Source organism: Streptomyces sp. NPDC093064 (genome assembly GCF_044754605.1).
Taxonomy (GTDB): Bacteria; Actinomycetota; Actinomycetes; order Streptomycetales; family Streptomycetaceae; genus Streptomyces.
The window spans coordinates 97,781-117,407 of sequence record NZ_JBIVPK010000018.1; the positions used below are offsets into that span (position 1 = coordinate 97,781).

Below are 19,627 nucleotides of genomic sequence, written 5' to 3' on the forward strand. Positions count from 1 at the left end.
AGTAGACAATACATCGTCGACAGTATTCAGACAGCGTGAGGACAGGTCACGGCCGCCACGGGCGGGGTTCTCCCGCCGCGATCCCCCTGCCGTGCGTGCAGGACAATGGAGATCGTCAAGGCCGCTTCGGCCGGAGAGCGCACAGAACCGGGGCTGATCAGGACATGGGACGAGTCACGGAACGACGCAAGGTGATCCGCATCCGGGACGGAGCCGTCTCGTCCCGTCCCGACACGCTCGTCGCCGAGGAGCCGCTGGAGATCCGGCTGAACGGCAAGCCGCTCGCGATCACCATGCGCACGCCGGGTGACGACTTCGCGCTGGCGGCCGGTTTCCTGGTGAGCGAAGGCGTGCTGGCCGCCACGTCCGACCTGGTGAACATCGTGTACTGCGCGGGCGCGACGTCGGACGGCTCGAACACGTACAACGTGGTGGACGTGAAGACCGCGCCGGACGTCGTCCTGCCCGACATCACCCTCGAACGCAACGTGTACACGACCTCGTCGTGCGGCCTGTGCGGCAAGGCGAGCCTGGACGCGGTCCGTACGACGGCCCGCTGGCCGATCTCCGACACGCCCCCGCTGCGGGTCGGGCCCGAGCTGCTGGCGAGCCTGCCCGACCGGCTGCGGGCCGCCCAGCGCGTCTTCGACCGCACCGGCGGACTGCACGCGGCGGCCCTGTTCACCGAGGACGGCGAACTGCTGGACATACGGGAGGACGTGGGCCGGCACAACGCGGTCGACAAGCTGATCGGCCGCGCCCTGCAGAACGGCGACCTGCCCCTGTCCCGCAGGATCCTGCTGGTCTCCGGCCGCGCCTCCTTCGAGCTGGCCCAGAAGGCCGTCATGGCGGGCATACCGGTGCTGGCGGCCGTCTCGGCGCCGTCGTCCCTGGCGGTGGACCTGGCCGCGGAGACGGGACTGACGCTGGTGGGCTTCCTGCGGGGCAGCTCCATGAACGTGTACGCGGGCGCGGAGCGGATCGCCGTGCGGGAGGCAGCCGCCCACGGCTGAGCCGCCCCACTGCCAACGGGGACCCGTCAACGGGGAACAGTCAACGGGAACGGGTCGCCGTACCCACCGCGGTGCGTGACGTCGCGGCCGTCGCCCGCTCGGCGCCCTCCTGCCGCGCCTCGGGGTCGCGTGCCCGGCGCTTGGCGATCACCGCGCACACCATGAGCTGCATCTGGTGGAAGAGCATCAGCGGCAGCACGGCGAGCGAGGCATGGGCGCCGAACAGGACGCTCGCCATGGGCAGCCCAGAGGCCAGCGACTTCTTCGAGCCCGCGAACTGCACCGCGATGCGGTCCTCCCGGGAGAAGCCCAGCGCCCGTGAGCCGTACCAGGTCAGGGCGAGCATCACGGCGAGCAGCAGGGCCTCGACGACGAGCAGCCCGCCGAGCCGTACGGGACTGACCTGGTGCCAGATGCCGCGCACCATGCCCTCGCTGAACGCGGTGTAGACGACGAGCAGGATCGAGCCGCGGTCGACCAGCCCGAGGACCTTCTTGTGCCGGGCGACGAAGCCGCCGATCCACGGCCTGAGCACCTGCCCGGCGGCGAACGGCACGAGCAGTTGCACCACGATCGTGACCAACGAGTGCCCGGAGAAGCCGCCGCCGCTGCTGCCGAGCAGCGCCGCCGCGAGCAGCGGGGTCAGGATGATGCCGACCAGCGAGGAGAAGGAGCCGGCGCAGATCGCGGCGGGCACGTTGCCGCGGGCGATGGAGGTGAACGCGATCGACGACTGGATGGTCGACGGGACCAGGGTGAGGAAGAGCAGGCCCTGGTAGAGCGGCTGGTTCAGCAGCACCGGGACGAGTCCGCCGGCGGCCATGCCGAGCAGCGGGAAGATCAGGAAGGTGCAGGCCAGGACCGTGACATGCAGCCGCCAGTGCTTCAGGCCGTCCAGCGCCTCACGGGTGGACAGCCGGACGCCGTAGAGGAAGAACAGCAGGGCGATCGCGGCGGTCGAGGCGCCCGAGGCCGCATGGGCGGCCGTGCCGCGGGCCGGGAGGAGTGCCGCGATGCCCACTGTCGCCAGCAACAGGACGATGTACGGGTCGATCGGCAGCCAGTTCGTCGTCCGGCGCAGGCGTTTCACGGTGCTCCACTTGCTCGTGCTCTTCGGTTCGGTACGGGCGCCGTCACGCCCGTGCGGCCCTTTCGGTGCGGGGCCGACGGATCCCCTCTCCATCGTGCTCCTCCCGGAGCCGATCGGGAATCCGTCATACCGCTCTGACTGTCATCGTGTTCCGCGATAACCGCGCTAACCTGAACCTCGTGTACGACCCCGCCCAGTTGCGCACCTTCCTGACCGTGGCCCAGACCCTCAGCTTCACGGGGGCGGCCCGGCGGCTCGGGCTGCGCCAGTCGACCGTCAGCCAGCACGTGCGCCGTCTCGAGGACGCGACCGGCAGGCTGCTGTTCTCCCGCGACACCCACTCGGTGGAGCTGACCGAGGACGGCGAGGCCATGCTGGGTTTCGCGCGCCGGATCCTCCAGGTGCACGAGCAGGCGACGGCGTTCTTCACCGGCGCGCGGGTGCGGGGCCGGCTGCGGTTCGGCGCGTCGGAGGACTTCGTGCTGACCCGGCTGCCGGAGATCCTGGAGGGCTTCCGCTACGAGCACCCCGAGGTCGACCTGGAGTTGACGGTGGAGCTGTCGGGCACCCTGCACGAGCAGCTCGCCGCCGGAAAGCTCGACCTGGTGCTGGCCAAGCGGCGCCCCGAGGATCCGCACGGCGAGCCGGTCTGGCGCGACCGCCTGGTCTGGATCGGCGCCGAGCGGCTGCGCCTGGACCCCGACCGCCCGGTGCCGCTCATCGTCTACCCGCCGCCCGGCATCTCCCGGGCTCTCGCCCTGGAGGCCCTGGAGCGCCAGGGCCGGCCGTGGCGCGTCGCCTGCACCAGCGGCAGCCTCAACGGACTGGTCGCCGCCGCCCGCGCGGGCCTGGGCGTGATGGCCCACTCCCGTGGCCTGATCCCGCCGGGTCTGGTGCGCGTCCCGGACCGCGCGGGCCTGCCGGAGCTGGGCGGAGTCGACTTCGTCCTCGTCCACGGCCGCCGTCACGACACGCCTCACCACGCGGCCGACGCTCTGGCCACGGCCATCCTGACCAGCGGCGACCGCCTCCACCGGCGCGGAGTCGGCTAGACCGCGTCCGTCCGGGTCGTCAACGGCCGTCGCCGCGACCGGCGCCTGGCCTGTTCGCGGCGGTCGCGGCGGACGTCGGGCCGGCCGGTCGCGAGGGCCGTAATCGGGCCGTACAGATTCGGTGGAGATAACGGCACCGAAACTTACTGATCCGTAAGAAAGTCTGTCCGACCCTTCCCCTTGTGAGGGCATTTTCCGGCGTCCGCCGGGGCGCTGCCCGCCTTCGCGGGCCCTCCCGCCCCCTGCCGCGCTGGGGTAGCTTTCACGGCGCTGTGCGGAGCGTCACAAGGAACGGGAGCGGGGTTTGCGCGAGTTCACCAGCCCTCCGTCGACGTTGCCACCGCCGGTGGGCGGACTGGCCGACGTCGTCTTCCAGCATGCGCTGGACGACCCGCTCCACATCGCGCTCGGCCGCAAGGACGAGTTCGGCAGGTGGCGGGATGTGACCTGCGCCGAGTTCCGCGACGAGGTGCTGGCCCTCGCCAAGGGCCTGCTCTCCCAGGGCATCCGCTTCGGCGACCGCGTCGCGATCATGTCCCGTACCCGCTACGAGTGGACGCTGTTCGACTTCGCGCTGTGGACGATCGGCGCCCAGGTGGTGCCGCTCTACCCCACCTCCTCGGCCGAGCAGTGCTTCTGGATGCTGTACGACGCGGAGGTCACGGCGGCGGTCGTGGAGCACGAGGAGCACGCGATGACGATCGCCACCGTCATCGATCGGCTCCCGCAACTGCGCCTGCTGTGGCAGCTGGACACCGGCATCGTGCAGCAGTTGTACGACGCGGGCGGGCACATCGACGACGACGTGGTGCACCGGCACCGGGAGGCGGTCACGCCGGACTCGGTCGCGACCGTCATCTACACCTCCGGCACCACCGGCCGCCCCAAGGGCTGCGTGATCTCGCACGGCAACTTCATGTTCGAGTCGGACACGGTGATCGAGCGCTGGGAGCCGGTGTTCCAGAGCAGGAAGGGCGAGGAGGCGGCGACGCTGCTGTTCCTGCCGCTCGCCCATGTCTTCGGCCGGATGGTGGAGGTCGCCGCGATCCGCGGCAAGGTCCGTTTCGGCCATCAGCCGCAGCTGAACGCCTCCGCGCTGCTGCCCGACCTCCAGGCGTTCCGGCCGACGTTCATCCTGGCGGTGCCGTACATCTTCGAGAAGGTGTTCAGCGCGGCCCGCCGCAAGGCGGAGAAGGAGGGCAGGGACGGGCCGTTCGAGAAGGCCGTCGAGGTCGCCGTGAAGTACGCGGACGCCGTCGAGGCCAAGGCGTGGGGCATCGGCCCCGGCCCCTCGGCCGGCCTGCGGATGCAGCACCAGTTCTTCGACACGTTCGTGTACTCCAAGGTGCGCGCCGCGATGGGCGGCAGGATCCGGAACGCGGTGTCCGGCGGCTCAGCGATGGACCGCCGGCTCGGCCTGTTCTTCGCGGGCGCCGGCGTGCAGATCTACGAGGGCTACGGACTGACCGAGTCCACCGCGGCGGCCACCGCCAACCCGCCCGGGCGCACCCGCTACGGCACGGTCGGGCAGCCCATTCCGGGCACCACCGTGCACATCGCCGACGACAGCGAGATCTGGCTGCGCGGCGACAACGTCTTCCAGGGCTATCTCCACAACGAGAAGGCCACCGACGAGACCCTGCACGACGGCTGGCTGGCCACCGGCGATCTCGGCTCCCTCGACAAGGACGGCTATCTGACGATCACCGGCCGCAAGAAGGAGATCCTGGTGACGTCCGGCGGCAAGAGCGTGGCGCCGGGCCTGCTGGAGGAGCGGGTGCGCGACCACCCGCTGATCTCCCAGTGCATCGTCGTCGGCAACGACCGCCCCTACGTCGCCGCGCTGGTCACCCTCGACGCGGAGGCCGTCGAGCACTGGCTGCAGATGCGGGGCAAGCCACGGATGCCGACGGCCCGGCTGGTGCACGACCCCGACCTGGAGACGGAGGTCCGCCGTGCGGTGGTCGCCGCCAACACGCTGGTCTCCCAGGCCGAGTCGATCCGCACCTTCCGTATCCTCGCCCAGCCGTTCAGCGAGGAGCACGGTCTGCTGACCCCGTCCCTGAAGCTCAAGCGCAAGGCCATCGAGAACGCCTACGCCGACGAGGTGGAGGCGCTGTACCAGGTCTGAGCGGGGCCGCACGCCCCAGCCGCCCGACGGGTTCCGGCCGGATCGGCCGCTCAGGAATGCGAACAGGCTCGTGATCGTTGACGATGGGACCGACACACGACGACAAGCGAAGGATCGAGAAGCTCGTGAGCAGCAAGGTCCCCCCGATCATCCTCAACAACGGCGTCGAGATGCCCCAGCTGGGCTTCGGCGTCTGGCAGGTGCCGGACGACGAGGCGGAGCAGGCCGTCGCCACCGCACTGGAGGCCGGGTACCGCAGCGTCGACACAGCGGCGATCTACGGCAACGAAGAGGGCACCGGCAAGGCCATCGCCGCATCCGGCATCCCGCGCGAGGAGGTCTTCGTCACCACCAAGCTCTGGAACAGCGACCACGGGTACGACTCCACGCTGCGCGCCTTCGACGCGTCGCTGGCCAAGCTCGGCCTGGAGTACGTGGACCTCTACCTGATCCACTGGCCGACACCGGCCCGGGGGAAGTTCGTCGACTCCTACAAGGCGTTCGAGAAGCTTCACGCGGACGGGCGCATCCGGGCGATCGGCACCTCCAACTTCCTTCCCGAGCACCTGGAGCGCCTGATCGCCGAGACCTCGGTGATCCCGGCGGTCAACCAGATCGAACTGCACCCGCACCTCCAGCAGCACGCCGCCCGCGAGTACCACGCGGAGCAGGGCATCGCCACCGAGGCCTGGTCGCCGCTCGGCCAGGGCAAGGGCCTGCTGGAGGTCCCGGCGATCGTGGCGATCGCACAGAAACACAACCGCACGCCCGCCCAGATCGTGCTGCGCTGGCACCTCCAGCTCGGCAACGTCGTGATCCCGAAGTCCGTGACGCCCTCCCGCATCCGGGAGAACATCGAGGTCTTCGACTTCAGCCTGGACAACGAGGACCTCGGGGCGATCAGCGCCCTGAACGAGGACCGGCGCCTGGGCCCGGACCCGGCGACGTTCGAGATCGTCTGACTCGGACGGCGTAGGGCGCGCCCCGGACCACTGCCCGCGGTTCCGGGGCGCGCCGCGCTTCGTCGCTGTTGCAACGCACCTCCCGGTAAGGAAACTTTCCTGACAGAAGGAGCCCGCAGTGCACATACGAAGACCGCCCCTCGCCACGGCCCTGAGCGCGGCTCTGCTCACGACCGGAATACTCCCCGCGCACGCCTCCGGCGCCACCGGACCCCGGTCCATACGGGAGGGCTCGGTCGGCGCCGCCGACCTGCTCGCCAAGGTGAAGACCTGCCGGCAGATCTCCAACGGCAAGTACCGCAAGGTCGCGGGCGCTTCGGCCACGGTCCCGGTGTGCGGCAAGAACGGGGCGGTGTTCTGGAAGGCCGACATGGACATCGACTGCGACGGCCAGCGCACCACCCACTGCAACGAGAGAATCGACCCCTGGTTCCAGAACGACACGGCCTTCCACCAGTCCAACGGTCTGCCGCTCAAGTCCGAGTCGCTGCCGTACGTCGTGGTCCCGAGCCCGAGCAGCATCTGGAACTACGCCGGAGCCGGCATCAGGGGCGGCAGCGTGGTGGCGGTGATCCACGCCGGCAGGGTCGAGTACGCGGTCGTCGGCGACGCCGGCCCCTCGAAGATCATCGGTGAGGCCTCGTACGCCACCGCCAAGGCCCTCGGCATCAACCCGGACCCGGTCACCGGCGGCGTGAACTCCGGCGTGACCTACATCCTGTTCAAGAACTCCCGGGTATCGCCGATCGAGAGCCACGGCGCGGCGGTCGCGCTCGGCGAGCGGCTGGCGAGGGAGTTCATCGCCGCCAACTGAGCCAGGAGGGCGGGCGGGCTCAGTTGGGCTGTCCGAGCGGTCGTACGACGACGGTGTTGACGTCGACTCCCTCCGGCTGCCGGAGCGCCCACAGCACCGAGTCGGCGATCTGGTCGGCGGTCAGCAGACGTCCCGGCGGGAGGCCGCCGTACTCGTCCCAGAACGGCGTCTCCACCCGGCCAGGCGCGATCAGGGTCACCCCCACGCCCCATTCGGTGACCTGGCGGCGGGTGTTCTCGGCGAGCGCGGTGACCGCCGATTTGGTCGCCCCGTAGAGGTTGCCGGGCGTGGGCACGAACCCGGCGACGCTGCCGACCAGCACGATCCGCCCCCGGGTCTCCTTCAGGGCGCCGATGGCGGCGCGGACCAGCAGCGCGGGACCGAGCACATTGGTCAGCACCATCTCCCGCCAGCCGGCCGGGTCGCCCTCGGCGACCGTGTCGTGGGTGGCGGTCCCGGCGTTGGCGACGACCGCGTCGAGCCGGCCGAACTCCTTCACGGTGCTCTCCACGGCGGCCCGCACCCGGTCGTACTCGGCGGTGTCCCCCGCGATCGTCAACAGCCCTTCGGGACGTCCCAGTCCGTCGGCGAAGTCACGGAGCCGCCGCTCACCGCGCCCGGTGACGGCCACCCGGTGCCCGGCGCCGAGCAGCTGCCGGGCGACGGCGGCGCCGATGCCGGAGCCGCCGCCGGTGATGAGCGTGACAGGAGAGTCGGTCATGATTGCCCCCTACGTGTCGGTGAACGCAGGAGAGTCCATCACTTGGAGCGCTCTTGAAGTCAACCGCCGTGCCCGTGCGGCTCAGCCGGTCCGCACCCCCGTGTGCACCGTGTACGCCTTGAGCACGAAGAGGTCGCTCCTGCGGTGCACGCTCGCCTCGTCCTCGGGGTCAAGGAGCCGGTCGAGGGTGGCACGGTCCTCGTCGTCGATGCCGTTCTCCAGGGACTCGCGGAGCCGGTTCAGTTCGGCGGCGACATAGGCGCGCGCCGGATCGGAGACCGGGGCGGGCAGGTCCAGCAGGAAGCTGCGGGTACCGCTGGGCTTCAGGCCCGCGGACGCCAGCAGCGCCGACCAGTCCTCGGTCTCGGCGACCGAGCCCGGCAGCTCGGCCCGCATACGCGCGAACCAGTCCTCCAGCACCACGTCGAGACGGGCCTGGAGGCCGGGCCGGCCGATGCCGAGGTCGCGGGGCAGGAACCGGGCGGGCAGGCCGCCCTCCAGCAGGGCGAGCGTGCCGCCGGGCGCCAGCCGCTCGGCGAACGCGGCGAGGGCGGCCCGCTGGTCGCCCAGGTGGTGCAGGCTGTTGCCGGCCCACAGCAGATCCGCCGGGTACTCCAACTCGTCCAGCACGCCGGGGAGTTCACCGGCGAGGGTGCCGAGGCGATCGGCCAGGCCGAGACGGGCGGCCCGGGCCCGGGCCCGCTCCAGCAGCGGCTCGGAGCCGTCCACCGCGACGACCCGCGCGCCCGGGAACGCCTCGGCGAAGAGGCAGGAGATCACACCCGGCCCGCTGCCGGCGTCGACGACCAGACCGGGCTCGGGCGCCTTCTCCCCCAGCCACGCCATGACCTTCCCGTACAGGGGCGCGAACAGCTCCGCCTGGGCTTCGAGCAGCGGAGCCATGACGGCCCAGTCGATGTCGGTGTGACCGTGGCCGTGGTGGTCGTGCCGGCCGGGGTGGGCCCCCTCGTGGCCGTGGTGTCCGTGGGGTGCGTGCGCCATGCTGATCAGCCTCTCTTGTCCGGTGCGGCCAGCCTGCGCCGACGCACCGGGAGAGGGCCAGTCCTGTTGCCGAGGCGGCAAAACGGCCGGGGGGCACATGCCCCCCGGCCGCGGGGAGGAGCCGTTCGCCGCCCGCCGGGGCCGCCCGGCAGGGCCGGCCCCGGCGGATCGCCTCAGATCACGGCAGAGCCGGGTAGGCGTTCTTCATCAGCTCCTGGAACTGGGCGGAGAACCAGTGCCCGGACACCGGAGCGTTCGGCAGCGCGCCCGACATGCTGTTGTTGTTGCGGGGATTGCCCGCGTAGGTCGGGTCGCACATCCGGTCGAAGCCCTTGCCCTCGTCGTTCGGGATCGCCGAGCTGGAACCGTCGGACTCACCCGGGGGCTTCATCCACACGTACGCGTCGATGCCGGCGGCCGGTGCGGCCTTCGGGCGCTCACCGAGACCGGCGCCCGCCTGGTTGCACCAGTTGCCCGTGTTGAGGCGCCGGTCGTAGCGTCCGCCGTCGACGTACGTGTCCACGCTGGTCTTGGCACCCGGGCCGGCCGGACGGGCCGATCCGCCCCAGCCGTTCCTGGAGGTGTCGATCAGCATGCCGATGTTCGAGTTGAAGCCGACCGAGACGAGCTTCTGGCGGAAGGCCTGCGCGAACGACAGCTCGTCGACGTACTGGTTCCAGTCCACCCACTTGGACTGACGCACCGAGACGCCGTTCACCTGGTCGGTGATCGAGAAGTTGTTCTCCTTCAGCGCGCTGTAGTTGGCCGTGTTGGTGATGAAGCCGGCCACGTCGTTGACGGACGCGCCCTCACTGGTGGCCGCCTGCTTGAAGATGTCGGCCGACGGGCCGAAGTTGTCGTCCCAGCCGATCCAGCCGTGGTGCCCGGCGTCGATGTAGTTGTAGACGTTCGGGATCTTGCCGAGCTTGGCGAGCGCGTAGCCGACACCCTTGACGTAGTTGCCGTTGGCCTTCATGGTGTCGCACTGCGGTGTGGCGGTGGCGCGGCTGCCGGTGTTGGTGACCAGGTTCGGCAGCGAGTCGATCTCGATGGTGGTGACGATCCGCAGCGAGGAGTACTTGGCGTCGCCGAGGATGGCCGCGATCGGGTCGATGAACTGGGTCTTGTACTTGTCGATCTCCGTCGGGCCGAGCTCGCCGTTGGAGGCGAGGGCCGCGCAGTCGCGTCCCGGCAGGTCGTAGACGACGACCTGGATGACCTCTTCGCCGCTGCCCTTCTGCTTCAGGGCCTCGTCCAGGTGGGCGCGCAGGCCCATGCCGCCGTTCACGCCGTTGATCGCGGCGATGCGGTCGAGCCAGACGCCGGTGGGCTGGTTGGAGACGCGGGTGCCGCCCGGCTCCGCGGCGGCCTTCGCGGACCACTCCGGGTTCACGTACACCTTGGCGCCGGTGTACGGGTTGTCGACGCGGCTTCCGCCGCCGCCGGGGTTGCCGCCGCCACCGGGGTCACCGCCGCCACCGGGGTCGCCGCCACCGCTGTCGACGTTGCAGGTGACACCGTCGAGGGTGAAGGCGGCCGGGATCGCGTTGGTGCCGCTGTAGGTGCCCTGGAAGCCGAAGTTGACGGAACCGCCCGTGGGGAGGCTGCCGTTGTAGCTCTCGTTGGCCGCGGTGACGTTGGCACCGCTCTGGCTGATCTTCGCGTTCCAGCCGCTGGTGACCTTCTGGTTGCCGGCGTAGGTCCACTTCAGCGACCAACTCGACTTGGCGGCGCCGTTGCTCTTGACGGTGACATCGGCGGTGAAGCCGCTGTCCCACTGGTTGACCTTGTAGTCGACGGTACAGGGGACGGCGGCGCTGGCGGGTGCGGCGGTCAGCGCCGTCCCCGTGGCGCCGGCCACCAGGGCCATGGCGGCGAGTATCGATGTTCTGGTGCGGCTCATGAGTGCGAAGTGCTCCTTCTTTCGGACGTGACGTGCGGACAGGGGACGTGCGGCCTTTCGGAAAGGGACATGCGGACTCGGATTCGTGGCCTGGGAGTTGCGGACTGGGAGTTGCTGACTCGGACGTACGGGGAGGGGCTCAGGGGCTGAGGGCGCGCAGGTGGTCGCGCAGCCCGGCGCCGAACGCCGTGGGCGTACCGTCGTAGGCGGAGATCAGGGACGGCCCGGAGGAGCAGTCCCAGGTGTTCCAGGTCCAGCCCAGGTAGGACAGGCCACGGTCGTCGAACCACTTCATGACCTGGTCGATGAATCCGTGCGAGCAGGTGTTCTCGCCGATCTCCCCGGCCACCAGCGGCACCTGGGCCGCGACCGGGGCGAGGGTGGAGTTCCAGCAGCTCGCGCTGGAGCAGGTGTTGAAGTTGTAGACGTGGTAGGAGGCGCCCAGATTGCCGGTCGGGTCGCTGGGCCGGTAGGTGAGCCACTGCCCGAGGTCGTTGGAGTACGCGAGACCGCCGGCGAGGATGACGTTCTTGGCCCCGGCACCGCGGATCGCATCGACGAGGCTCTGCATGCCGGCGACCGGGTATCCGATGCCCGGACAGGTGCCGCCGTCGCGCCAGCACTTCCAGGCGTCGGTGAGACTGGAGGTCGCCCGGTCCGGATAGGGCTCGTTGAACAGGTCGAAGACGACGGCCTGGTCACCCTTGAAGGTACTGGCGACCGAGGACCAGAACGACGGGGTGTACTGGGCGTCGGGCATCGGCTTCTGGCAGGTGGCGTGGAGGTCGGAGCAGCCCGCCGAGTTGCCGGTGTACTGGCCGTAGGTCCAGTGCAGTTCGACGATCGGGGTCATGCCGTGCGCTTCGACCCGGGCCACCAGCTCCTTGACGGCGCTGATGTAGTTGGCGCCCGCGTACTGCGGTTTGATGTTGGAAAGACCCAGCCAGCACTCCTCGTTGAGGGGGATACGGACGGCGTTCGCCTTCCAGTCGGCGATCGCCTTGATCGCGGCGTCGTCCACGGGGCCGTCCCAGATGCCGTAGCCCTGGACGCACATGAACTCGCCGCCGGAGCGGTTGACCCCGAGCAGCCGGCGGTTTTTCCCGGCGGCGTCGACGAGCTTGCTGCCGGAGACGTGCAGGGCGGGCGCCTTGCCGTCACCGGTCGGCGGCGGATCCGTCGGAGGTGTGGACGGCTCCGAGTCGACGTTGCAGGTGGTGCCGTTGAGCTTGAACGCCGTCGGCACGGGATTGCTCCCCGACCTGGAGCCGAGGAAACCCGCGCTGACACTCGCGCCGGTGCCGAGCGAACCGTTGTAGCTCTCGTTGGCGGCGGTCACCGTCGTACCGGACTGGGACCACTTCGCGTTCCAGCCCTGGGTGACCTTCTGACCGCCCGCGAAGTCGAAGGTCAGACTCCAGCTGCTCAGCGGAGCCTGGTTGTTGGTTATCTTCACGTCGCCCTGGAAGCCGGCGTCCCACTGATTGGTGACGGTGTACTCCACCGTGCACGCGGGTGCGGCTCCGTGCGCCGTGACCGCCGGCACGACCACGCTCCCGACGAGCGCGGCCGCACCGGCGATGGCTAAAAGGACTGAACGCGGGGGGTGTCGCATGAGCGACTCCTTGCAGCTCTGGCGCGCCGTGACGGCCGCGTCGACTGATGGAATCGCTCCCACTGGTTCGAGTGAAGGTAGCGGCAAGTGACGGCGAAGGACAGAGGGTGTGCGAACTTTCGTCGAACTTCCTCAACTCAACACCCTTTAAAGGAGGTTGAACGGCGTCGAATCTTTTCGACTCTTCAAGGACCTTGACCCCCTGGACACCCGTCCGCACTATGGGAGCGCTCCCACTGGTTCACGGCTTGACGCTCCTCCCCCACCTCCCCCGAGCCGCAAGGAGGAACCAGCACATGCATCCCCGACGCAGACGCCGCGGCGTGCGGCGGCTGTGGACCGCCATCGTGGCGGCCCTCGCCCTTCCGCTCACCATGCTGTCGACGGGGTCGACCACCGCGCACGCGGCGGCCCTGCAGTGCAGCGTGGACTACAAGACCAACGACTGGGGCTCCGGCTTCACCGCGGACCTGACCATCACCAACCGCGGTACGGACGCCATCAACGGCTGGACCCTGACCTACGGCTACTCGGGCAACCAGAAGCTCAGCAACGGCTGGAACGGCATCTGGTCGCAGTCCGGCCAGACGATCACCGTGAAGAACGAGTCGTACAACGGGACGATCGCCGCCAAAAGCGCCGTGAGCACCGGTGCCCAGTTCAGCTACAGCGGCACCAACACCGCGCCGACGAGCTTCGCGATCAACGGCACCACCTGCGCCGGCGCGCACCAGCCCCCGGTGACGGTGCTGACCAGCCCGGCCGCGGGCGCGGTCTACACCCAGGGCGCCGCGGTACCGCTCGCGGCGACCGCGGCGGCGGCCGACAACGCGAGCATCAGCAAGGTCGAGTTCTACGACGACACGACCCTGCTGGGCACGGACACGAGCGCGCCGTACTCGCTCTCGGTCTCCAACTTGGCCGTGGGCAGTCATTCCCTGGTGGCGAAGGCGTACGACAGCCTCGGCGCGTCCGCGGAGTCCACGCCGGTCGGCATCACGGTCGCCTCGGGACCCGCGGTGGTGGCCTCGCCCACCCAACTGGGTATCCAGCAGGGCAAGTCGGGGACCTTCGACGTCAAGTTGTCGAACCAGCCCAGCTCCAACGTGACGGTCGGCGTGTCCCGCACGTCCGGCAACACGGGCCTGTCCGTGAGCGGCGGCTCCTCGCTCACCTTCACCCCGGCCAACTGGAACACCGCGCAGAAGGTGACCGTCACCGCGGACTCTTCGGGCACCGGCTCGGCGGTCTTCACGGCCTCGGCCACCGGCTACACCAAGGCCACGGTCACCGTGACGGAGCTGGCCGCCTCGAAGGCGTACGACGCCCGCTTCCTGGACCTGTACGGGAAGATCACCAACCCGGCGAACGGCTACTTCTCCCCCGACGGCGTCCCCTACCACTCGGTGGAGACGCTGATCGTGGAGGCGCCCGACCACGGCCACGAGACCACGTCGGAGGCGTACAGCTACCTGCTGTGGCTCCAGGCCATGTACGGCAAGGTGACGGGCGACTGGTCCAAGTTCAACGGCGCCTGGTCGATCATGGAGAAGTACATGATCCCCACCCACGCCGACCAGCCGACCAACTCCTTCTACACCGCCTCCAAGCCGGCCACGTACGCGCCCGAGCTGGACACGCCCAACCAGTACCCGGCCCGGCTCGACTCCGGGGTGTCGGTGGGTCCTGACCCGATCGCGTCCGAGCTGAAGTCCGCGTACGGCACGGACGACATCTACGGCATGCACTGGATCGAGGACGTCGACAACGTCTACGGCTACGGCAACACGCCGGGCGGTCAGTGCGAGGCCGGACCCACGGCCAAGGGACCGTCGTACATCAACACCTTCCAGCGCGGCGCCGAGGAGTCGGTCTGGGAGACGGTGCCGCAGACCACCTGCGACGCCTTCAAGTACGGTGGCAAGAACGGCTATCTGGACCTGTTCACCGGTGACGACTCCTACGCCAAGCAGTGGAAGTACACCGACGCCCCCGACGCCGACGCGCGCGCCGTCCAGGCCGCGTACTGGGCCAGTCTGTGGGCCAAGGCGCAGGGCAAGGGGTCCGATGTGTCGGCCACCGTCGCCAAGGCGGCGAAGATGGGCGACTACCTGCGGTACTCGATGTACGACAAGTACTTCAAGAAGATCGGCAACTGTGTCGGGCCCTCCTCCTGCCCCGCCGGGACAGGCAAGGACGCCTCGCACTACCTGCTCTCCTGGTACTACGCCTGGGGCGGGGCGACCGACACCTCGGCGGGCTGGGCCTGGCGCATCGGCTCCAGCCACGTCCACGGCGGCTACCAGAATCCGCTCGCCGCGTACGCGCTGAGCAGCAACGCCGACCTGAAGCCCAAGTCGGCGACGGGCGCGGCGGACTGGAGCAAGTCGCTCCAGCGGCAGCTGGAGTTCTACCGGTGGCTGCAGTCCTCCGAGGGTGCCATCGCGGGCGGCGCGACCAACAGCTGGCAGGGCCGTTACGCCACCCCGCCGGCCGACACGCCGACCTTCTACGGCATGTACTACGACTGGCAGCCGGTCTACCACGACCCGCCGTCCAACCAGTGGTTCGGCTTCCAGGCCTGGTCGATGGAGCGGGTCGCCGAGTACTACCAGCAGACGGGTGACGCCGCCGCAAAGACGGTGCTCGACAAGTGGGTCAAGTGGGCGCTGTCCAAGACCACGGTCAACCCCAACGGCACCTTCCAGATCCCCTCCACGCTCCAGTGGTCGGGTCAGCCGGACACGTGGAACGCCTCCTCCCCCGGCTCCAACAGCGGGCTGCACGTCACTGTCGCCGACTACACCAACGACGTCGGTGTGGCCGCCGCGTACGCCAAGACCCTGACGTACTACGCCGCCAGGTCCGGGGACGCGCAGGCCAAGTCGACGGCGAAGGCGCTGCTGGACGGCATGTGGAGCAACAACCAGGACAGCCTGGGCATCGCCGTCCCGGAGACCCGCACCGACTACAGCCGGTTCGGCGACAAGGTGTACGTGCCGAGCGGCTGGACCGGCACGATGCCGAACGGCGACAAGATCGACTCCTCGTCGACCTTCGCCTCGATCCGTTCCTTCTACAAGAACGACCCGGCCTGGTCGAAGATCGAGTCCTACCTCAAGGGCGGCGCGGCCCCGGTCTTCACCTACCACCGGTTCTGGGCGCAGGCGGACATCGCGCTCGCCATGGGTTCGTACGCGGAGCTCCTCGAATAAGTCCCCGCTGAACGCTCCGTGTACCGGGGCCCGTCATCCGCCGACGGGACCCCGACCGGGCGGCTCCCTCACGGGGGGAGCCGCCCGGTCGTCACGTCCTTCCCGCTCCTGCCTCCTGGCAGCTTTCCCCCTTTCCTTCCTCCCTCCCTTACTTCCTTCCTCCTGCCCTCCGTCGAGAGGAGCCCCACCGTGCGAAGAACCTCCCGCACCGGCCGTGTCCTCACGGCCGTGTTCGCACTCGCCGCCGGACTGCTTTCCGGTGCCCCGTCCGCGGCGGCCCGGCCCGCCGCACCGGCCGCGGTCGCGGCGGACACGTACACCTGGAAGAACGCCCGCATCGACGGGGGCGGCTTCGTCCCCGGCATCGTCTTCAACCGCAGTGAGAAGAACCTGGTCTACGCCCGCACCGACATCGGCGGCGCCTACCGCTGGCAGCAGTCGACGAAGACCTGGACCCCGCTGCTTGACTCGGTCGGCTGGGACGACTGGGGCCACACCGGCGTCGTCTCCCTCGCCTCCGACTCCGCCGCCCCCGACCGGGTGTACGCGGCCGTCGGCACGTACACCAACAGCTGGGACCCGGGCAACGGCGCCGTGCTGCGCTCCACCGACCGGGGTGCGAGCTGGAAGAAGACCGACCTGCCGTTCAAACTCGGCGGGAACATGCCGGGCCGCGGGATGGGCGAGCGCCTGGCGGTCGACCCGAACAAGAACAGCGTGCTGTACCTGGGCGCGCCCAGCGGCAAGGGCCTGTGGCGGTCGACGGACTCGGGGGCGACCTGGTCGCGGGTCACCAGCTTCACCAACCCGGGCAACTACGCGCAGGACCCGAGCGACACGTCCGGGTACGCCAGTGACAACCAGGGCGTCGTCTGGGTCACCTTCGACGAGTCCACCGGCACCCCGGGCAACGCGACGAAGACCGTCTACGCCGGGGTCGCCGACAAGGACAACGCGGTGTACCGCTCGACGGACGCGGGCGCGACCTGGCAGCGGCTGCCGGGGCAGCCGACCGGGTACCTGGCCCACAAGGGCGTACTGGACGCGAAGAACGGCTACCTGTACCTCGCCTACAGCGACACGGGCGGACCGTACGACGGCGGCAAGGGCCAGTTGTGGCGGTACGCGACCGCGACCGGCGCCTGGACGAACGTCAGCCCGGTCGCGGTGGCCGACACCTACTACGGCTTCAGCGGTCTCACGCTCGACCGGCAGCACCCGGGCACGGTGATGGCGACGGCCTACAGTTCCTGGTGGCCGGACACGCAGATCTTCCGCTCCACCGACAGCGGCGCGACCTGGACGCAGGCCTGGGACTACACGTCGTACCCGAACCGCTCCAACCGCTACACGATGGACGTGTCGTCCACGCCCTGGCTGACCTTCGGCGCCAACCCCTCACCGCCCGAACAGACCCCGAAACTGGGCTGGATGACGGAGGCGCTGGAGATCGACCCGTTCGACTCCAACCGGATGATGTACGGCACCGGCGCGACGATCTACGGCACCGAGAACCTCACCCGGTGGGACGGCGGCGGCCAGTTCACCGTGCGCCCGATGGTGCAGGGCCTGGAGGAGACCGCGGTGAACGACCTGGCGTCGCCGCCCTCCGGAGCGCCGCTGCTCAGCGCGCTGGGCGACATCGGCGGCTTCCGGCACACGGATCTGGCGAAGGTCCCGTCGATGATGTTCACCTCCCCCACCTTCACGACGAGCACCAGTCTGGACTTCGCCGAGACGAATCCGAACACGGTGGTGCGGGTGGGCGACACCGACTCGGGCGCGCACATCGGGTTCTCGACCGACAACGGCGCCAACTGGTTCGCCGGCACCGACCCGTCGGGCGTGAGCGGCGGCGGGACGGTCGCGGCCGCCGCGGACGGCAGCCGGTTCGTGTGGAGCCCGGCGGGCACGGGCGTGCGGTACACGACGGGCTTCGGGTCCTCGTGGTCGGCGTCGGCCGGGATCCCGGCGGGCGCCGTCGTGGAGTCGGACCGGGTGGATCCGAAGACCTTCTACGGCTTCAAGTCCGGTAAGTTCTACGTGAGTTCGGACGGCGGCGCCACCTTCACCGCCTCGTCGGCCACGGGACTGCCCAGCGGTGACAGCGTGCGCTTCAAGGCGCTGCCGGGCACGAAGGGCGACATCTGGCTGGCGGGCGGCGCGAGCGACGGCGCGTACGGGCTGTGGCACTCCACCAACGGGGGCGCGTCCTTCACCAAGCCGGCGGGCGTCGAGCAGGCCGACACCATCGGCTTCGGCAAGGCGGCGAGCGGCGCCTCGTACCAGACGCTGTACACGAGCGCGAAGATCGGCGGGGTGCGGGGCATCTTCCGCTCCACCGACAAGGGTGCGAGCTGGACCCGGATCAACGACGACGCCCACCAGTGGGGTTGGACCGGCGCGGCGATCACGGGCGACCCCCGGGTCTACGGCCGCGTGTACGTCTCCACCAACGGCCGCGGCGTGATCTACGGCGACACCTCCGGTACCGGCGGTGGGGACACGGGCGGAGGAGACCCGGGCGGAGGCACGACACCGCCGCCGGCCGGGCCCTGCGCGGTGACGTACAAGGTCACCAACCAGTGGACCGACGGCTTCCAGGCCGACGTCCAGCTGACCAACACCGGTTCCACGGCTTGGAACGGCTGGTCGCTCACCTGGTCCTTCCCGAACGGGCAGAAGGTGACCCAGCTGTGGAACGCCGACTACTCCCAGTCGGGCACGTCGGTGACGGCGCGGAACGTGAGCTGGAACGGCACCGTGGCGGCCGGTTCCTCGGTGGGCTTCGGCTTCACGGGGAGCTGGTCGGGGACCAACGGCAGACCGGCCGCCTTCACAGTCGGCGGCCAGGCCTGCACGGTCTCCTGACGGGGGGAGGGGCGCGTGCCGGACGCGGCACGCGCCCCTTCGTCCGAACTCGGCGGCTCGCCGCCCCTTGCTCCCCCTCGCGGAAGCTCCCCTTTGCTCCCCCTTGCTCCCCTACTCCTCCTTGCGGAACGCCCGCAGGGTGAAGACCGGGTCCGGGCGGCGGCGGTCCTGGTCGGGCAGGGCCGCCAGCCGCGCGGCGAAGGCCTCGGCGAGGGATTCGCCCGGCGGCAGCGTGACGAACCAGCCGCGGCGCAGGTCGGCGATGGTGCTGCTCGGGCTGCGGCCCTGGTCGCGGCCCGGGAAGTGGGCCTGCCCGGCCGGGACCAGGCCGTGCGCGGCGGCGTACTCGCCGACGAGGCCGGCGTCGTCGCGGGCCGGACGGCGGGGCCGGGAGGCGAGTACGGCGTCGATGTCGCTGCCGACGTTGTGCGCGGCGGCCTTGTCGACCGTGGTCACGTACACCCCGCCGGGCCGGAGCACCCGGGCGCACTCGGCGACGATCGCCCCCGTGTCCTCGGGGCCGGGCATCAGGTGCAGCAGCCACACGCTGGTGACGGCGTCGAACCGGCCGTCGGGGAAGGGCAGGCTGCGGCTGTCGGCGAGCACGACGGCACCGGGCAGGCGTGCCCCGGCGTGCCGGGCCATCGCGGGCGCCCGGTCGACTCCGGTCACCCGCAGGCCGGCGCGGGCGGCGGCGAGGCGGCGGGTCACGATGCCGGTGCCGCAGCCCACGTCGAGCAGTTCGCGCGTCTGTCGCGGCACGAGGCCGAGAACGGCCTCCGCCGCGGCCTCCGCTCTCGGTTCGCCGCCGCGCGAGGCGTCGTAGCGCTCGGCTTCCTCGTCGTAGTCCAGCACGCGGATCCCCCACCCCGCCCCGGCGGCGGCTCAGCTCGCCCCGTGTCCCGGTGCGAGGTCCTGCACCCGGCGGGCGAGTTCGAAGTCCTTCTCGGTGACGGCGCCGCCCGCGCTGTGGGTGTTCACGCTGAGCAAGACCGTGTTGTAGCCCAGGGTCAGGTCGGAGTGGTGGTTGAGCTCTTCCTGCACCTGGGCGATGTGCACGACCATCGCCGTCGCCGCGAAGTGCGAGCCGAGCCGGAAGGAGCGGGTGAGGCGGTCCCCGTCGACGGACCAGCCGGGCAGTTCGGCCAGCCGGTCCTCGATCTCCTTGTGCGACAGCGGTGCGACGGGCATGGGGCCGACTCCCTTCCTGGACCTCTCCTGGACCTCGCGTTCCTGTT

At 70.2% G+C, this 19,627-nt stretch carries 14 protein-coding genes; 7 read left to right on the forward strand and 7 right to left on the reverse strand.

What is annotated here, in order from left to right:
- Positions 1–164: 164 nt before the first annotated feature.
- Positions 165–1,013, forward strand: coding sequence for a formate dehydrogenase accessory sulfurtransferase FdhD (fdhD, locus tag ACIQFZ_RS22490; protein ID WP_365428038.1), 849 nt, complete (start codon positions 165–167; stop codon positions 1,011–1,013).
- 40 nt (positions 1,014–1,053) lie between these two features.
- Here fdhD and ACIQFZ_RS22495 read toward each other — a convergent pair whose 3' ends face one another.
- On the reverse strand, positions 1,054–2,073 hold the full coding sequence (locus ACIQFZ_RS22495; protein ID WP_402692003.1) for a bile acid:sodium symporter family protein: 1,020 nt from the start codon (positions 2,071–2,073) through the stop codon (positions 1,054–1,056).
- A 209-nt stretch (positions 2,074–2,282) separates the two neighbouring features.
- On the opposite strand from ACIQFZ_RS22495, the gene ACIQFZ_RS22500 reads away from it, so the two are divergent.
- The 4 genes from ACIQFZ_RS22500 (at position 2,283) to ACIQFZ_RS22515 (ending at position 7,062) form a co-directional block, all read left to right on the forward strand.
- Positions 2,283–3,155 (forward strand): LysR substrate-binding domain-containing protein, encoded by an 873-nt coding sequence (locus ACIQFZ_RS22500; RefSeq protein WP_376551321.1) that lies wholly within the window; start codon positions 2,283–2,285, stop codon positions 3,153–3,155.
- 304 nt (positions 3,156–3,459) lie between these two features.
- Positions 3,460–5,286: an AMP-binding protein gene (locus ACIQFZ_RS22505; protein WP_365435794.1), complete on the forward strand. Its 1,827-nt coding sequence runs from the start codon at positions 3,460–3,462 to the stop codon at positions 5,284–5,286.
- Positions 5,287–5,411: 125 nt separating this feature from the next.
- Complete coding sequence (locus ACIQFZ_RS22510; protein WP_402691984.1) at positions 5,412–6,248, forward strand: aldo/keto reductase; 837 nt, start codon at positions 5,412–5,414, stop codon at positions 6,246–6,248.
- Between the two features lie 118 nt (positions 6,249–6,366).
- Positions 6,367–7,062, forward strand: a complete 696-nt coding sequence (locus tag ACIQFZ_RS22515) for a glycoside hydrolase family 75 protein (RefSeq protein ID WP_402691985.1) — start codon at positions 6,367–6,369, stop codon at positions 7,060–7,062.
- 19 nt (positions 7,063–7,081) lie between these two features.
- Here ACIQFZ_RS22515 and ACIQFZ_RS22520 read toward each other — a convergent pair whose 3' ends face one another.
- The 4 genes from ACIQFZ_RS22520 to ACIQFZ_RS22535 all read right to left on the reverse strand — a co-directional run bounded on the left by ACIQFZ_RS22520 (position 7,082) and on the right by ACIQFZ_RS22535 (position 12,303).
- Positions 7,082–7,783 (reverse strand): SDR family oxidoreductase, encoded by a 702-nt coding sequence (locus ACIQFZ_RS22520; protein ID WP_383058124.1) that lies wholly within the window; start codon positions 7,781–7,783, stop codon positions 7,082–7,084.
- Between the two features lie 81 nt (positions 7,784–7,864).
- The gene (locus ACIQFZ_RS22525) at positions 7,865–8,785 is read right to left on the reverse strand and encodes a class I SAM-dependent methyltransferase (protein WP_365775858.1); all 921 of its coding nucleotides are present in this window, start codon (positions 8,783–8,785) and stop codon (positions 7,865–7,867) included.
- A 178-nt stretch (positions 8,786–8,963) separates the two neighbouring features.
- Positions 8,964–10,688, reverse strand: coding sequence for a glycoside hydrolase family 6 protein (locus ACIQFZ_RS22530; protein WP_402691986.1), 1,725 nt, complete (start codon positions 10,686–10,688; stop codon positions 8,964–8,966).
- Between the two features lie 139 nt (positions 10,689–10,827).
- Positions 10,828–12,303 (reverse strand): cellulose binding domain-containing protein, encoded by a 1,476-nt coding sequence (locus ACIQFZ_RS22535; protein WP_402691987.1) that lies wholly within the window; start codon positions 12,301–12,303, stop codon positions 10,828–10,830.
- Positions 12,304–12,599: 296 nt separating this feature from the next.
- On the opposite strand from ACIQFZ_RS22535, the gene ACIQFZ_RS22540 reads away from it, so the two are divergent.
- The gene (locus ACIQFZ_RS22540; RefSeq protein WP_402691988.1) at positions 12,600–15,518 is read left to right on the forward strand and encodes a glycoside hydrolase family 48 protein; all 2,919 of its coding nucleotides are present in this window, start codon (positions 12,600–12,602) and stop codon (positions 15,516–15,518) included.
- Positions 15,519–15,707: 189 nt separating this feature from the next.
- Positions 15,708–18,389: a cellulose binding domain-containing protein gene (locus ACIQFZ_RS22545; protein WP_402691989.1), complete on the forward strand. Its 2,682-nt coding sequence runs from the start codon at positions 15,708–15,710 to the stop codon at positions 18,387–18,389.
- 111 nt (positions 18,390–18,500) lie between these two features.
- Here ACIQFZ_RS22545 and ACIQFZ_RS22550 read toward each other — a convergent pair whose 3' ends face one another.
- On the reverse strand, positions 18,501–19,244 hold the full coding sequence (locus ACIQFZ_RS22550) for a class I SAM-dependent methyltransferase (protein WP_402691990.1): 744 nt from the start codon (positions 19,242–19,244) through the stop codon (positions 18,501–18,503).
- A 30-nt stretch (positions 19,245–19,274) separates the two neighbouring features.
- Complete coding sequence (locus ACIQFZ_RS22555; RefSeq protein ID WP_365435435.1) at positions 19,275–19,580, reverse strand: 4a-hydroxytetrahydrobiopterin dehydratase; 306 nt, start codon at positions 19,578–19,580, stop codon at positions 19,275–19,277.
- Positions 19,581–19,627 lie beyond the last annotated feature (47 nt).

Excerpts from the sequence above, each read along its gene's own strand:
- ACIQFZ_RS22520 (WP_383058124.1), bottom strand. The coding sequence starts at position 7,783 with ATGACCGACTCTCCTGTCACGCTCATCACCGGCGGCGGCTCCGGCATC.
- ACIQFZ_RS22540 (WP_402691988.1), top strand. The coding sequence starts at position 12,600 with ATGCATCCCCGACGCAGACGCCGCGGCGTGCGGCGGCTGTGGACCGCC.
- ACIQFZ_RS22535 (WP_402691987.1), bottom strand. The coding sequence starts at position 12,303 with ATGCGACACCCCCCGCGTTCAGTCCTTTTAGCCATCGCCGGTGCGGCC.
- fdhD (WP_365428038.1), top strand. The coding sequence starts at position 165 with ATGGGACGAGTCACGGAACGACGCAAGGTGATCCGCATCCGGGACGGA.
- ACIQFZ_RS22530 (WP_402691986.1), bottom strand. The coding sequence starts at position 10,688 with ATGAGCCGCACCAGAACATCGATACTCGCCGCCATGGCCCTGGTGGCC.
- ACIQFZ_RS22525 (WP_365775858.1), bottom strand. The coding sequence starts at position 8,785 with ATGGCGCACGCACCCCACGGACACCACGGCCACGAGGGGGCCCACCCC.
- ACIQFZ_RS22555 (WP_365435435.1), bottom strand. The coding sequence starts at position 19,580 with ATGCCCGTCGCACCGCTGTCGCACAAGGAGATCGAGGACCGGCTGGCC.